Origin of the sequence: Salinivibrio sp. ES.052 (assembly GCF_900141775.1) — a bacterium.
Lineage (GTDB): Bacteria > Pseudomonadota > Gammaproteobacteria > Enterobacterales > Vibrionaceae > Salinivibrio.
In genome coordinates, this window is sequence record NZ_FSRI01000003.1 from 639,240 (window position 1) to 653,989 (window position 14,750).

At 48.1% G+C, this 14,750-nt stretch carries 15 protein-coding genes; 11 read left to right on the forward strand and 4 right to left on the reverse strand.

Features of this window, described 5'->3' with window-relative positions; genetic code table 11:
- Position 1: 1 nt before the first annotated feature.
- The 3 genes from BUQ98_RS15805 to BUQ98_RS15815 are packed head-to-tail and all read left to right on the forward strand — an operon-like array spanning position 2 to position 1,601.
- Positions 2 to 520, forward strand: coding sequence for a DUF2878 domain-containing protein (locus tag BUQ98_RS15805; protein ID WP_074214728.1), 519 nt, complete (start codon positions 2 to 4; stop codon positions 518 to 520).
- Positions 517 to 1,056: a chalcone isomerase family protein gene (locus tag BUQ98_RS15810; RefSeq protein WP_074214729.1), complete on the forward strand. Its 540-nt coding sequence runs from the start codon at positions 517 to 519 to the stop codon at positions 1,054 to 1,056. The genes BUQ98_RS15805 and BUQ98_RS15810 overlap by 4 nt, the downstream gene beginning before the upstream one ends.
- Entirely contained in the window at positions 1,053 to 1,601 is a 549-nt protein-coding gene (locus tag BUQ98_RS15815; protein ID WP_254813948.1) for a DUF3833 domain-containing protein, read from the forward strand. The genes BUQ98_RS15810 and BUQ98_RS15815 overlap by 4 nt, the downstream gene beginning before the upstream one ends.
- A 7-nt stretch (positions 1,602 to 1,608) precedes the next feature.
- Here the strand turns inward: BUQ98_RS15815 and BUQ98_RS15820 are convergent, their stop codons facing one another.
- On the reverse strand, positions 1,609 to 3,240 hold the full coding sequence (locus BUQ98_RS15820; protein ID WP_074214730.1) for a DUF2813 domain-containing protein: 1,632 nt from the start codon (positions 3,238 to 3,240) through the stop codon (positions 1,609 to 1,611).
- Between the two features lie 215 nt (positions 3,241 to 3,455).
- On the opposite strand from BUQ98_RS15820, the gene BUQ98_RS15825 reads away from it, so the two are divergent.
- Positions 3,456 to 4,367, forward strand: coding sequence for a LysR family transcriptional regulator (locus BUQ98_RS15825; RefSeq protein WP_074214731.1), 912 nt, complete (start codon positions 3,456 to 3,458; stop codon positions 4,365 to 4,367).
- A 24-nt stretch (positions 4,368 to 4,391) separates the two neighbouring features.
- Here BUQ98_RS15825 and BUQ98_RS15830 read toward each other — a convergent pair whose 3' ends face one another.
- Positions 4,392 to 7,073 carry a bifunctional acetate--CoA ligase family protein/GNAT family N-acetyltransferase gene (locus tag BUQ98_RS15830; RefSeq protein WP_074214732.1) on the reverse strand — a complete coding sequence of 894 codons (2,682 nt, stop codon included), beginning with the start codon at positions 7,071 to 7,073 and terminating at the stop codon, positions 4,392 to 4,394.
- A gap of 286 nt (positions 7,074 to 7,359) precedes the next feature.
- On the opposite strand from BUQ98_RS15830, the gene BUQ98_RS15835 reads away from it, so the two are divergent.
- Together BUQ98_RS15835 and BUQ98_RS15840 are read left to right on the forward strand one after the other, a co-directional pair.
- Positions 7,360 to 7,854, forward strand: coding sequence for an SPOR domain-containing protein (locus BUQ98_RS15835; protein ID WP_074214733.1), 495 nt, complete (start codon positions 7,360 to 7,362; stop codon positions 7,852 to 7,854).
- A gap of 233 nt (positions 7,855 to 8,087) precedes the next feature.
- On the forward strand, positions 8,088 to 9,092 hold the full coding sequence (locus BUQ98_RS15840; RefSeq protein ID WP_074214734.1) for a D-alanine--D-alanine ligase: 1,005 nt from the start codon (positions 8,088 to 8,090) through the stop codon (positions 9,090 to 9,092).
- Here the strand turns inward: BUQ98_RS15840 and BUQ98_RS15845 are convergent, their stop codons facing one another.
- Positions 9,093 to 10,046, reverse strand: a complete 954-nt coding sequence (locus BUQ98_RS15845) for a tyrosine-type recombinase/integrase (RefSeq protein ID WP_074214735.1) — start codon at positions 10,044 to 10,046, stop codon at positions 9,093 to 9,095.
- 207 nt (positions 10,047 to 10,253) lie between these two features.
- Here BUQ98_RS15845 and BUQ98_RS15850 point away from each other — a divergent pair, with 207 nt between their 5' ends.
- The gene (locus BUQ98_RS15850; RefSeq protein ID WP_074214736.1) at positions 10,254 to 10,616 is read left to right on the forward strand and encodes a DUF3319 domain-containing protein; all 363 of its coding nucleotides are present in this window, start codon (positions 10,254 to 10,256) and stop codon (positions 10,614 to 10,616) included.
- An 84-nt stretch (positions 10,617 to 10,700) separates the two neighbouring features.
- Complete coding sequence (gene yciH / locus BUQ98_RS15855) at positions 10,701 to 11,024, forward strand: stress response translation initiation inhibitor YciH (protein ID WP_074214737.1); 324 nt, start codon at positions 10,701 to 10,703, stop codon at positions 11,022 to 11,024.
- 67 nt (positions 11,025 to 11,091) lie between these two features.
- Here yciH and BUQ98_RS15860 read toward each other — a convergent pair whose 3' ends face one another.
- A complete protein-coding gene (locus tag BUQ98_RS15860; RefSeq protein WP_254813949.1) occupies positions 11,092 to 11,982 on the reverse strand; it encodes a TPR end-of-group domain-containing protein in 891 nt (296 codons plus the stop codon).
- Positions 11,983 to 12,214: 232 nt separating this feature from the next.
- On the opposite strand from BUQ98_RS15860, the gene BUQ98_RS15865 reads away from it, so the two are divergent.
- From BUQ98_RS15865 to BUQ98_RS15875, 3 genes are all read left to right on the forward strand, one after another.
- On the forward strand, positions 12,215 to 12,577 hold the full coding sequence (locus BUQ98_RS15865; protein WP_046075841.1) for a hypothetical protein: 363 nt from the start codon (positions 12,215 to 12,217) through the stop codon (positions 12,575 to 12,577).
- Positions 12,570 to 13,109 carry an RES family NAD+ phosphorylase gene (locus BUQ98_RS15870; protein WP_074214738.1) on the forward strand — a complete coding sequence of 180 codons (540 nt, stop codon included), beginning with the start codon at positions 12,570 to 12,572 and terminating at the stop codon, positions 13,107 to 13,109. The genes BUQ98_RS15865 and BUQ98_RS15870 overlap by 8 nt, the downstream gene beginning before the upstream one ends.
- A 152-nt stretch (positions 13,110 to 13,261) precedes the next feature.
- Positions 13,262 to 14,746: a sigma-54 interaction domain-containing protein gene (locus tag BUQ98_RS15875; protein WP_074214739.1), complete on the forward strand. Its 1,485-nt coding sequence runs from the start codon at positions 13,262 to 13,264 to the stop codon at positions 14,744 to 14,746.
- Positions 14,747 to 14,750: the final 4 nt, after the last annotated feature.

A 14,750-nucleotide genomic window follows, 5' to 3' on the forward strand; every position in this document is an offset into this window, starting at 1 on the left:
TATGCGCTTTGTGTTGATCTCTTTATTGTTCAACGTTTACTGGTTCTCGGCGGCTATCGGGCCGCCGAGTTTACAATGGTTGATGGTTGCGATGTTATTGGCTGCCATCGTCTATGATCGTAGCGTGATCAGAGGGGTCTTGGTGCTGGCACCGCTAGGCTTGATCGGTGACAGTGCATTGCTGTACTGGCAGTGGCTAGAAGTCGGCACCGGGTCACTGATTATGCCTTCTTGGCTTGTTTTGTTGTGGTTGGGTTTCTGTGCATTTGCATGGTTAATGCGTGAATTAGTATTAGCCCGTCCAACCTGGATGATCACAATAATTGGCAGCTTAGGGGGGGCAAGCAGTTATCTCGCAGGAGAGCGACTCGGCGCATTATCATTTCCGCAACCGTTTTGGATAACAGGCGTGGTACTACTTGGGGCGTGGGCCATATACAGCGTGCTATTCGTTACCTTAATGCGCGGGTTACAACACAAAATAGAGGCGCGAATGGCGGCAACAAGGGGACAACAATGACAGGATGGAAAACGCTGATTGTCTGTATCACCTTCATGGTGGCGACCTCTGTGCAGGCCGAGAAGCAATCTGCCGCTCCCTCGATGGCTTGGCAAGACTGGCCAGAAGTAGGGGAAGCGACCTTAACGTGGGGCTGGTGGACGATTTATCAGTCGTCTTTACGTGCGCCGTCAGCACGCTATCAAGCACAATCACCCCATGCACTGGTGATCACGTATGCCCGTGATATCAGTGACGATCGTTTGATGAAAGCGACAAACGATCAGTGGGCGCACTTGGGCTTTTCGGATGCGCAACGTGCACGCTGGCAAACCGATCTCAAGGAGGCGTGGGGCGATATCGCGGAAGGCGATCGCCTTGCGTTTGTGCGGCACAACGATAAGGGTGTGTTCCATTATCAACCCGAAGGGCAAGATTGGCGCACCACATTGGTGGTCGATGAAACAGAGTTGGCCGATGCTTTTTTGGCTATCTGGCTATCAGAAAATACGGATTACCCCGACCATAGACGTGCATTATTAGGAGACAAATCATGATGGAATGGACGCGTGGCTTGAGAAGAGTATTGACGGTGCTTGTAAGCGCTATCGTACTGGTAGCGTGCTCAACGGATATTGAAGAATATCAAGGTCGTGAACCGGCGTTCAATCTGTTTGAGTACTTTGAGGGGCACACTAAAGCGTGGGGCATGGTACAAGATTTTACCGGAGACCAGACACGGCGTTTTGAAGTAGACATAAAAGGCACCGTCGCGGGGAATACGCTCACACTGGATGAGTCGTTTGTTTATGCGGACGGAGAAACACAAACTCGAGTATGGACGATCACGCGTCATGAAGATGGCACTTATCGTGGTACAGCAGGAGACATTGTGGGGACAGCGACGGGGATAGTGGCGGGGAACGCGCTCAATTGGCGTTACGATCTCGTCGTACCGGTTGGAGAAAACGAATATCAACTGCATTTTGACGATTGGATGTTCCGTCAGGACGACGATCGACTATTCAACGTAACCTCGATGCGTAAATGGGGCATCGAAGTTGGTAAAGTGACGCTCTTTTTTGAGCGGGTCGATAAATAACGGCATACTATCCAATGCCTCTTGCTAGCCCGATGGCACGTTGAACAATCCAGCGCAGCAATTTAGGAATAGGGGCATTCAACTCATTTTCTGTATAAGCAATGATAGCCAATGCAGCATCCGGCTTAGCATAACGCTTTAATGCTTTAGCAATGATGCGCTTATCATTCGTATGGGGCTGCTGACTAATGACGCCAGCCATTTCACGAAACAGCGGCTCATACCCATGGTGATATAAATAGTGCTCGATATCTCTATCCGGCAAAACAGTTAGCTTTGCTCCTTCGGGTTGTTGATCGATTTGGCCACGTGCCGTGGCCGCGTATTTTTTCCCTGCCATATCACCGTCAGCGACGAGGTGCCACTCTATTCCCAGCGCTTTTGCTGTTTTAATTAAGGGGCGAAGTCCACTTTGTGCAAACTCAATTAAGTGCACGCCTTCTGCAGCAAAATCGTATCCTTGCAATCGAGCGAGTTCGTTAAACAGCCAGATTTCCGTTTCTCCTTCAACCAATAGCCAACAGCGAGCAAACAACGCACTAGGTCGATGAAAGCGCACATGGAAAGTCACGCGCCGGCGCTCATCTTGAGTGAGAAGATAAGACGGAACTTGATAACTACGGGTTTCGGTTGGGTGGCGGACTAATCGGCGAATGTGATCCAGTTGAACCCCTGCGAGCAAATCCCCACTGTTAGTCGTCAATAACTTCTGCATGGGCATTAACTGAATAAGCCGCCAAGCTTGATTTAAAAGAGTGGGATGTAATCGGCCCTCTGGATCCTCAAAAAGCATAATAGGCCGTGCATTGCGTTTTAGTTGCTTGGGACCACGAGCCCGTACAAATGCGCTGAGTAACCCCATTAACACTAAACGGCTCTGATTAGAGGTGTTCGCCGCGACGGCTTCTAAGGGGTGCATTTGGTTGTGGGTAATCGCCAGCGCACCAGGTGCATGAATCGGGTAGGGAGCGCGACTGTGCTCGTGGGCAGCAAAATAGTGATCAAGCAATTGACGCATGGCGTGTAAACCGCTTTTTATCTCTCCTTTATTGACGTGGCCTGGCATCATCAACAAGCGGCGGTATGTATTGTCTAGGCGTTGCTCTAACCGGGTATTGTCTTTGGTAACTGTTTGTCCGGGAACACGCATACGTCTTGCATCACGGACTCGAATGACAGGGTGGATCTGCATTAGGTGGCTGGCGAGCGCGTCATTATCAACCTCTTCAATAATATCACCATGACATGACAAAAACGCTCGATGTACGGAGACTTTGCTTTCTTGCATGGTCGCGCTAAGGCAATAATCTAAAGTACGGCAACCCGCGTTTTCGCCATTCCAGACCGAGTTAAAGCGACGATAGCGGCGTGCTTTGTGCTCACCAGGGAAGCTCTCTTGCCAACGAAGGATAATTTGAAATTGCTGCTCTGGCGCGATCCCGAGCGCGTGATCGACGTGAAAGTCGGAGCGTTTAAATTGAGGCCTATCCCCACTGGGATGCAGAGCAATTTCAAGTGCGTCTAACAGGGAGGATTTCCCCCACGCATTTTCACCGATTAAAACGGTTAACTCATCTATTTGCAGTGACAGGCGTTTAATACCGCGAAAGCCTGCAATTTCAATTCGGTCTAGTCTCATCGCCACCTCTGCTTTACAGTATGGCACCTTCGTCAAAAATGAAACGAAATCAGTGGCTTTTTTGTGCCATATGCCTGATTTATTGTGAATAACAGTCTTGTCACTTCATGAGGCTATTCGACCTTATTTGCATAGGGTGCCAAGATAAACCCTGATATAGTGTTGTGACGTAGTAACCTGCCTATTTAGGGTAATAACCAAGAGAAAGCAAAACCATGCTGTCGTTTGAAGCCTTACAAGTTCTTGATGCGATTGAGCGAAAAGGGAGTTTTGCCGCTGCCGCTGAATCACTGAACCGTGCTCCTTCATCATTAAGCTATCAAGTACAAAAGCTTGAAGACGAACTCGGGCTTGTCATTTTTGATCGCTCTGGACACCGAGCCACATTTACGGATGCTGGACTCCTGTTGGTAGAACGAGGACGTATGCTATTAAAAGCGGCGGATGAAATGGTGGCCGATGCGGCTTCAGTCGCGCATGGTTGGGAGCTAGAAATCTGTCTTGCGTATGATGGGCTGTTTAAAAGTCATTTCTTTTTTCCTTTGATTGAGCGGTTAGCTAAAAAGAGTAACACTCGACTTAAGTTGTCAGAGCAAATTCTGGCAGGGTGTTGGGAAGCGCTCTCACAGGGGCGAGCTGACGTGCTGATTGCACCGATCCCCGAGACGGTCCCTCAAGGGATAAAAGTACAGCCATTAGGTGAAATGAGTGCGTATTGGGTGGCTATTCCCGATCACCCTATTCACCAAGAATCGCGTCCCGTTGAGCCGGATGTGCGTTCCAAGTATCGAGGGGTGGCAGTTGCAGATACTGCACGAGGGATGCAGCCAAAAACGTATAACGTACTTGAAGACCAACCACGCCTGACCGTCAGCTCAATGAACGATAAGTATACGGCGATTTTGAATGGGCAGGGGATTGGAACCTTGCCTTGGTTTTGGGTGCAAGACGATCTCAATGCTGGTCGTTTAAAACGCCTAAAAGGAGGAGAGCCGTTTCAGTTGCAATTTGGTCTGGCGTGGAAGCGAAATCGAATGGGTAATGCCAAATCTTGGTTGATCAGGCAGTTGCCTAAATTACTTGAACCTTATATGCAAGCGGGTGATATTCCTCTTGATCGGACATAATCGCGACTCATGGGGCTGATCTCGTTACAGAGAGAGTTGCATGTCGACAACACCATCAGCCATTTGTACATCAATGCTAAAGCCACATTTTTGTGCAAGTCCGATCATGCCGCGGTTCGTTGGCATTGTCATGCCGGTAATGCGTGATAACCCAGCTTGCCGGCCGTATCGTATAATGGTTTCCATCAATATGCTGCCCAACCCAACCCCTTTCAAATCAGAGCGGACCAAGACGGCAAATTCCGCTTCTGTATTTTGTGGGTCGGCCAATAAACGTACGACCCCCCATATTTCTTCCCTCCCAGAAGGGAGTTGATAAGTGGCGACTAATGCCATTTCGCGGTCATAATCTATTTGGGTCAAATTGGCTAGAGCCTCGTGATTTAGCTCTCCCACATCAGAAAAAAAACGGCGGTATAAATCTTCTTCAGAGACTTTTTCTACAAATGCCTTATGGGTAGGCTCATCTTCAGGCAGGATGGGACGAAGTTGTATCGTTTGTCCGTTTTTAAGCGTAATGGATTGTTCCAACTCTTTTGGGTAGGGTCGGATAGCTAAGCGCTGTTGCTGACTGCCGGCATAATCTCTTAGCCGTAGTGAAGCATCCAGAATGGTGAGTTCGTTGCCAGAAACCAGTAAAGGATGGATATCGAGCTCGTTGACTTCAGGACAATCAATGATCATTTGTGACAATGTCACTAAAAAGCGGCATAGGCTGGGAATATCAATAGAGACAGGAAACCCACGTTGTTTGATCTTACCGCTTTTAATCGCCCCGATCACGAGATACCGGGCTAAGGCCATGTTTAAAGGGGGAATGGCCACTGCAGCGTCTTTCGTGACATCCCAATCCGAACCGCCTTCACCGAGTAAAATAATGGTACCAAATACCGGATCGTTACTGATGGTCACCCGCAGCTCCTGCGCGCCCGCTCGTGGCGCCATTGACTGAATTAATAGCCCTTGGATGTGCGCATCGGGAAAAGTGACAGACACGCGATCAAGAATAGCTTGTGCCGCATTCGCGACTTCAGCGCCGGTGCGTAAGTTCAACATCACGCCTTGTACATCTGATTTATGGCGGATATCAGGTGAGCGTAGTTTGACGGCAACAGGGTAACCGACCTGCTCGGCAATTTGAGCGGCTTCAACAGCATCGGTTGCCAACCAAGTGGACATCACCTGCATGCCATAGGCCTCTAATAATGGGCGCACTTCATGGGTAGTCAAGGTGAGGTGCTCGATATCCTCGGCCTGGTCGATGAATGCGCGTGCAGCGGGTAAATCATAGTCCAGGAGTCCCGTAGAGGTTGGGGTCTCCATGAGTTGTTTTTGGTTACGTCGATACTCCACAAGGTGCATGTATGCTATCACGGCGCTTTCAGGAGTACGGTAGGTTGGGAAACCTGCATGGGTGAATGCAAGTCGAGCAACGGTGGCATCGTCTCCTTCACCTTGCCAATTCGTCAAAATATTAAAACGACGCGCACGGGGACTTTCTTTTAGTGAGTGGATAATTGCTTTTGCGGTGGCGAGCCCTGGTGCTGTGACAGAGGGGGAATGCATGATAAGAACCGCATCGGCATCATCACTGTTTAAAATAATATCAATAACTGATTGATAACGCACAGTGTCAGCATCACCGACAATGTCGATCGGATTGGTCTGCGACCAGCTCGCTGGTAACACTTGATTTAATGCGTTGAGCGTCGATTCGCTCAGCGTGGCTAATTTACCGCCGGCATCCATGAGCGTATCAACGGCCATCACTGCAGGTCCTCCGCCGTTAGTAATGATGGCGAGGCGCTCTCCCCGTAAAGGAACCGAGTGTGAAAGCGTCTCGACTGCAGCAAATAGCTCGTGCGTATTGTTGACGCGCAGCATCCCTGAACGACGGATTGCCGCATCATACGCCGCATCTAATCCTGTACTGGTATGGCTAAGCTGTTCAAGCGCCACAGACCCACCCCGAGTACGACCACTTTTTAACACCAGAATGCGGCGATTACGCGCGGCAGCACGGGCAGCGGAGATAAAACGACGCGCATCTCTGATTGAATCGATATAAAGCAAAATCGCATCGGTTTTACTATCTCGGCACAAAAAGTCGAGTAACTCAGGAAAATCGATGTCACAGGCTTCACCTAATGAAATAAAGGTAGAAAATCCAATGCGCTTGTTGCGCGCCCAATCCAGAATTGTGGTGCAGACGGCTGCCGACTGAGAAACAAAAGCAATATTTCCCTTATTGGCAGGGACAGGAGCAAATGACGCGTTAAGGTTTATCCACGGTAGAATCATGCCCAAACTATTGGGGCCGAGTACACGCATGGTGTATTGTTCAGCAATACGTTGCATGAGGGCATAATGGCTTTCCCCGTCAGGGGTGACTTGACCTCGCATTCCTGCCGCTAAGACGATGACCAGCTTGACGCCTCTTTCCCCGAGCTGTTTGATAAGCTCAGGATTAATATCTCCCCGGGTACACAGAATGGCTAAATCGGGGACAAGTGGAAGATCGGCAATGGTTTGATAGGCCAAGATGCCAGCCACTGCCTGATACTTTGGTGTAACGGGCATGATCGGCCCTTGAAATCCACCAGATTGTAAATTGCGTGTGACGACGTATCCGGCACGACCACTCCGATCTGAGGCGCCAATCACAGCGATAGATTTAGGCTTTAGGAGTTGATCGATACCGGCCATAGCTTTCTCCATTAGGACAATCGCCCAAAATCATGCATATGGGCGAACAAATTGATAAAACGCTACAGCCAGTCTATCGGTTCATGCCTGAATTCAACGGTTTTTTTTAACGCAATGTGATCTGGACAGAGCAGAAATTTGAGGCTGAGATACACTGAAAAACGTCGTCTTGCGCAACTATCTGTGAGCTGTAGCCGGAAACCTCGCGTAAGAGACTAACTTTTGGTTGAATGGCTTAGGGGTCGGGGGCACAATGAAGCAAACTTGGATAACTGACAGAATCACAATGAAAAAATTGGGCTTACTGGCCATCGCTATGCTACTAACAGGGTGCAGCGGCGGTGGCGTTACCACCGAAATCTATAGTCAGACCATTGAGTCAACGGATACGCGTAACACCGCGCAAACCGCTGACCCTCAGCCAATGGCAACAGCCAAATCGGTGCCTCAAACCAAACCGAAACCGGCCCCGAAAAAGCAAACCGTCAAACCGTCTAGCCAAGGTCCAGGTTATACGATCCAAGTCGTGGCTCTCAGTCATGACCGAGGTTTCAGCGATTACGCTAAGCGCCTTCCAAGTAACCAACCGCTTTGGAGTAACAAGAAAATGGTAGATGGTTTACCTTGGTACACTTTGTTGTATGGTGAATACGCATCACGCGATGCTGCGAAACGTGCAATAAAGGCGCTGCCACAAACGATTCGTCAGTATGGTCCTTTTGTGCGCGATATTGCGGATATCAAACGCTCATCAACACCTGAGATGGTTCGCGTTAACTAGTAACGCCGTGCCATTACAGTGAGAGAAGCTGGCTCATGCCAGCTTTTTTGTTGATAATCGGTTGTACTCGATGGGAAATGTGCGAGCATCCACACGGATGATCTGTACAAACACACAGCAAACAGATATCAAAACACGAACAAATGGGCGTGAGTGGGTGAAAGGTGATGCACATTTGTCTACTATGGCGACAGTGTCCTGGCAACGTGCTCGTGCACGTGATGAGAGAGTAAATGACAAAACTAAACCTACTTTTGCTATGCGGTGGCGGTGGTGCGGAGCACGATATCTCCCTCGTCTCTGCTCAATATATCGAGTCACAACTGGCGAAATTACCACGTGTTAAGGTTCATAAAGTTGAAATAACGCCAAATGGCTGGCATCTCGATGATGGGATGCGTTGTCATCTTGATACCGACGGTATGCTGTGCAGCAAGGTTGAGCATACGCCGATCCATTATGTTGTCCCTTGTTTCCATGGCTTTCCGGGGGAAACAGGCGATATTCAGTCGTTACTTGAAGTTACGGGGTTGCCTTACTTAGGCTGTGGACCGGAAGGTAGCCAGATATGCTTTAATAAAATCACCTCAAAACTGTGGTTTGATGCGCTAGGTATACCTAACACTCCTTATGTGTTTATGACTGACCAAGGTCAACAGAACCAAGCGAAAGCAGCCGTGTTTTTTGCCGAGCATCAGGCCGTATTTGTGAAAGCGGCCAGTCAAGGCTCTAGCGTTGGGTGTTACCGCGTCACTGATTCGGAGCAGCTTCACGCTCGGATAGCGGATGCATTCACGTTTTCGGACCAGGTCTTGATTGAAAAGGCCATTAAACCGCGTGAATTGGAAGTGGCTGCATTTCAGATAAGCGATGAAATCATTGTGACACGACCCGGTGAAATAAGCTGCCCTGAAGGCTCTTTTTATACGTTTGAAGAGAAGTACAGCGATGACAGTCATAGCAATACACACATTGAAGCGCTCGATCTTTCTGAAGAACAAGTGACAACAATTCGTGCCTACGCCCATCAGGCGTTTAAGCAACTTCGGTTAAAAGATATGGCTCGGATTGATTTCTTTCTAACCCAAGACAACGAGATCCTGGTTAATGAAATCAATACCTTCCCGGGAATGACCCCCATTTCTATGTTTCCTAAACTCGTCGAGCATCATGGTTTAGCCTTCCACGAATATCTAGCATCGTGTATTACGCACGCGACGGGACGACGCGTAAACTGATTACTCGGCTAGTTTTTTATGTCGGTAGCGCGCTTTTGCTTGCTCACTCGCAACGGTGTTACCGACATATTGTGCTGGCATGGCAGGGCTCTTCCACCGACCTAAGTGTTGGATTTGTTTAATCGTCATGCCTTTATTTGCTAGCGCTCGAGTTGCGCCTACTCGGGGTGATTGCCCCGAAAAAGTGACTGATTCTCCAAGCATTGAACTCGCTCGTCGGAAAATCCGATAAATCGATGAAGGGTCAAGCGGCGCTTCACCCAAGTGGTTATGCTTGTTGATTCGACGAAGTAGGGGACCTTGATGGATCCCCGTTTTGTCTAACCAGTCCATCAACAGCCTAGCGACGGATTCAGACAAAGGTACGCGTTGATCGCCCACCAGAATAAATGCTTGTTCCTTGTTGGTGATCAAGTCATCCACCGATAGTGCGGCGAGCTCACTTCGTTTTAATAATCCTTCGTACGAGAGAGACCAAACTAAACGGTCGCGAATATCTTTTAAACGCTTAGAGGGAGCAAGCTGCTGATTTAACGCCGCTAAGTGATGAGATTGAAAGGGCGTGGCCTCTCGACTTTCTGGCAACTTCGCTTGTAGTAGGCGCGCCATCGCGTATTTCACTTCCCGATGTTTACTGGGGTCTTTGAATCGATGAAGTTTGTGGACCAAACCAACGGTAATAATCATCCTACGTACGGCTGAAATTTTACGTCGATTAGCCGTTATTTCAGCAAAACGGCGTAGTGTGGTGACAGCACAAGGCAGTGACGTAACATTTTGTTCCTGGCAAAAGGCCACAAACACATGCCAGTCATTACGGTAGCTAAGTAACGTATTCTGACTATACATTCCTTGGGTGATAAAAGCCCACTGTTCAATACTCAGGTGTCCAGTATTAAACGTGGACTGGCTGGTCTGAATATATTCCTGTTCAAGGGGTAATACCTTCTTCATAACGCACTATAACTTTTTAAATATAAAGATAGTGTAACAGCAAATACGAGTAAATATTTGAAATATGTCTCAGTTTATCTATCCGCTAGTCCTCCAATACATAGGAACGGTGCAATCACTCGAAATAAGCGTGATAATAGTCTAAAAATGAATAAAGCTCGTATCCACTGGAGTACGACGCATTGAGCGATTAGCCGGAGGAAGATCATGATCCGACGCCTGTTTCATCGTGGGTACACGATCGAAAAGTCCGAGGGTGGCGGCGAAACCACTGAGGTTTATCGTGCTAGGCTCGGGGGAAAAGTAATTTGCGGCACGTTGCACGGTGTAAAAAAGTCGATTGAATGGTGGGCTGATACTAGCATACTGGTCGATCCTGCTGACTTTGATGATGATGAAGCATCTACCACGCGCCAAGTCGAGGAATATAAAGGTTTTCATCTCATGAACGATGACCCCGACAAAGACGATAAAGGATGGTATATGATCGTCCGAGGCAACTTAATGAAAGGAACGCTCTCAGGGTTAAAGCGCTTCATTGATAAGAATGCCGAACAGCTACGAGCATAACGTACCTAATGACACAACACTCCGACTGCCAACAAGCAATCGCTTTTGGTATAATCAGCATAAATTCCTCAATCAAACAAAACCATGTCTGACGAAAATCGTTTAGTTTACTCGACAGAGACTGGCAGAATTAAAGAAAAGTCTGAAAATCCTAGCCGCCCTAAAGGCGATGGTATCGTTCGCATCCAACGCCAAACAAAAGGGCGTAAAGGTAAAGGAGTTAGCCTCGTTACCGGTCTAGATCTCGATGATGCGGGGTTGAAACTCATCGCTGCTGAACTCAAAAAAGTGTGTGGCTGCGGTGGCGCGGTAAAAGATGGGGTTATTGAGATCCAAGGGGATAAACGCGAGACCCTCAAAGCGCATCTAGAAAAGAAAGGCCATACGGTGAAACTGGCGGGCGGCTAAGTTTTAAAACATCAGAATATAAGAAAAAAGGCAGCGTGGGCTGCCTTTTTTGTGTTCAGTGCAGTTTTTAGACATGGCTTTCTGCGTCAATCAAGGCATCAAAACGCTCATGACCGTGCAAGGATTCAAAGTCTGCTTCTTCACGGGCGGCTTCGCGCAACGAGGCGCTTTCTGCAACCGCCAGCTCTAAGTCAGACACCGCCTGATCTTCAGCTCCTAATCTTGCATACGCGCACGCGCGTTGGAAGAGGGCATTGGCATTACGTTCATCCACTTCTAATACACGGTTACTGATGCTAAGCGCCCAGTGGTATTCGCCCATTTCCATCGCAGCATCCGCCTTATGGGTGAGTGCTTCAAGATCACCAGGACGGATTTTCAGGATCTCATTGTAAATTTCCATCCGCTGCTCAGGCGTCTGTGAGTGCTGAGCGCGCAGCCATAAGTTATGGATCTCGTTAATCCGCTCAATCTCTTTATTGTTTTCTGCAATAATGCGCGTTTTACGCTTCAAGTCCCGCTCTAAGGCTTGGAACTTGCGTTCATATTGCTCTGCAATCTCTGACAGTTGTTGATCGGCCAACTCTTTGGTATTGGTTTTTATATCGCGCAAAGACTGCCAACCAACCAATGCAATCAATGAGGCCGCCCCGGCTATCAAATAAAAGAAGTAGGTCACCGTCACGTTGGCATAGTTCAATGACTTATCCGCCACTTCTAACTCACGATCAGTGATTTCAGTAACCATTCGCTTTTCTAGCGCCTGGAAGTCGGTTCTTAAGTTTCGGATTTCATCCAAAACGTACCTTTCCATCAACGGCTTATCGTAAATGCTTTGCTCAGCATACGACGTCAGCTCTTTCGCCGCTTTGGTATGCTTAACATCGTTTTCATCTTCAGCAATAGCACTGAAGCTTGCCAACGCCACGAGCAAACAAGCCCAAATGTGCGCTTTCATGGTTATCCTTATGTAACGAATGAGTTTAAAACTAGCGAGACTGTAGCAAACCTTCTGCATACTAAAAAGGTTAACGAATGGAATTCGCGCATAAGATGACACTTCACAATCCGTCGCCCTACACGTGCCATGATTGATACGCTAAGCAAAGCGCATACTCGCCTTGACAATAACCATACTGACAATCATATTGGATGTATATAAGTCAAATATTGCTGACATGGTGAGCGAAATGAACCAATCCATTTTAGATGCAGTCATGAACGCAGAGGGTATCGTCGAACCAAGCAAAATGGCCGCGTTCTTCCATACCAATTTGAAAGAAATCGCGTCTTTGTCTGGATTACCTTATTCCACGTTAAGCCGCACAGAGCGATACTCAACGATCAAGGCACAGCAACAACTGCGTAACTGCACAGAAGTGATCAACCGAATCCTTCCGTGGACGGGAAATGAATTTCATGCCTACGCATGGTATCGGAGCGAAGGGCTACCAGAGTTTGGCGGATTAACCGCAGAGCAACTGGTTAAACACGATCGAATGGACGCGCTGAGAGCCTACCTTAACCATACGAGCGAAGGCGGTTATGCGTAAAGAAAAGCTACAGGAATACCTATTTCGCTTTGAAGGTGCGGTATTTCGTGGCCATAACCCTCGCTGGTCATACGCGCCTCACTGTGGGGAAGGAGCAAGACGCAATGGTGGGCGCTTTAACCCCAAAGGCGTTGCCGCTCTGTACACCTCATTGTCTCAATCGGGTGCATGGGTAGAGGCTCAGCAGGGGTTTCGTTTTAAAGCTCAGCCTTTGACAATATGTCAGTATGATGTCGACTGTGACAATGTACTAGACCTGACCGATGAGACAGTGCTGCTAAACTGTGGCATCAAGCCCTCGACGCTAAGCTGTGCTTGGTTAGATCAAGTGACCCAGAGCCAAACTCCCGATAGTTGGCACTTATCGAAACAGCTTATCAGTGCAAAGGTCAACGCCATTATTGTGCCCAGTTTTGCGCGTAGCGCCACCCGAAGGATGAAAAACATCGTATTTTGGCGATGGAGTGATACGCCACCTAACATGGTTAAAGTGATCGATGAGTTTGAACGGCTACCGCCATCACCTTACTAGCGCCGCCCGGCGAGACATCCCACAAGCCTAGAGCACTGATACGGAAGTACGATGTGTGACAGATGACTACCTATCTGGTCAAGGTAATATCAACTCCAAGCCACTTACTGTAAACTTTCTCTCAAAAGGTAAAAATAGTTACGGAAGTTAAAATGGCAACGTTGCTCAGCTGGCTGGGTAGAACAGATCTGGATCATATGAAAGCGGACAGGTCCGCTTCTATCGCCTCGATTGCGCTCAAGAGTAAAGTGCTCGACCGTATCATTATCCTTGCCAGTACATGGGAGGATGAGTGGCATGACTACAAAGATTGGTTGCAGAAAAAGCTCGCTTGCGCGGGTCGATCTAGAACCTCGGTGACGATTCAACGTGTTCGTATAACGTCCCCAATTGACTATTCATCGATAACAAAGGTGATGCAGAAACAGCTTCACGCAGTTTCTGCTGATTCAGACCATATCTATCTCAACCTCACTTCCGGATCACCCACCATGGCCGTCATTTCTGTATTGCTTGGTAAAAGTATTGGAAAATGTCAGTTAATCCAAACCTCTCCCAAGGGCGACTTAATTGAAGTTGAGATCCCAGTCGATTTTGCCACTGAATACACCAAAGCTTCCACCGACGCCTTGCAGGAACTTACTTCCGATAATCCTAAATTAGATCCGGCATTTGGCTCAATTACTGCTAAGTCAACCACCATGCGACATTTGGTTAAAAAAGCTCAACGCCTTGCGTTATCGGATTTACCAGCCCTTGTTCTAGGCGAGAGCGGGTCAGGTAAAGAAGTGATGGCGACAGCCATTCACAATGCCAGCTCTCGAGCCGACAAGGCATTTAGAGCGGTTAATTGTGGCGCATTACCAGAAAGCTTGGTTGACTCTGTTTTGTTTGGCCACGTAAAAGGAGCCTTTACTGGGGCAGGTAGCGATCACGCAGGGCTTTTTGAACAAGCGGATGGCGGCACCTTGTTTCTTGATGAAGTTGGAGAACTTCCACTGAACGTTCAAGTTAAATTGCTCCGAGCGCTACAACAAAAAGAAATCACTCGGGTAGGTGACGTTAAAACGAAGACGATCAACGTGCGCATTATTGCGGCAACACATCAAGACCTTTTTCAGATGATATCAGAGGGGACATTTCGCGAAGATCTGTTTTATCGACTCGCAGTAGGTGTTATTGAAATGCCCCCACTGAGATCGAGAGTTGAAGACATTCCTTCACTCATCGATGTCCTGATGACCGAAATCAATCAACAAGCTGAAAAGCATCCACTGTTTGATAGTAAAAAAATTTCCGATGATGCAATAAAGTTTGCACAGTCTTACCAATGGCCTGGCAATATCAGGGAGCTTTGGAATACCTTAAACAGAGCTGTTTTGTGGTCAGAGTCTAACTCTATTTCAGCTCAAGATCTCCAATCTTCGGTATTGAGTGCGTGTAAGAGCCGGGCTGGCTCGAGCGCATTTACCGTTCCGGGAGACATTCAGCAACATATTGATAGTATAAGAAAAAATGCAGTTCATTCGGCTTTGGAGTATAGTCGTGGCAATAAATCTAAAGCGGCGGAAGCTCTAGGACTGAAGAGTCACCAGACGTTAAGCGGCTGGATGATGAAGCTAGGCATCGAAGAATAGGCGA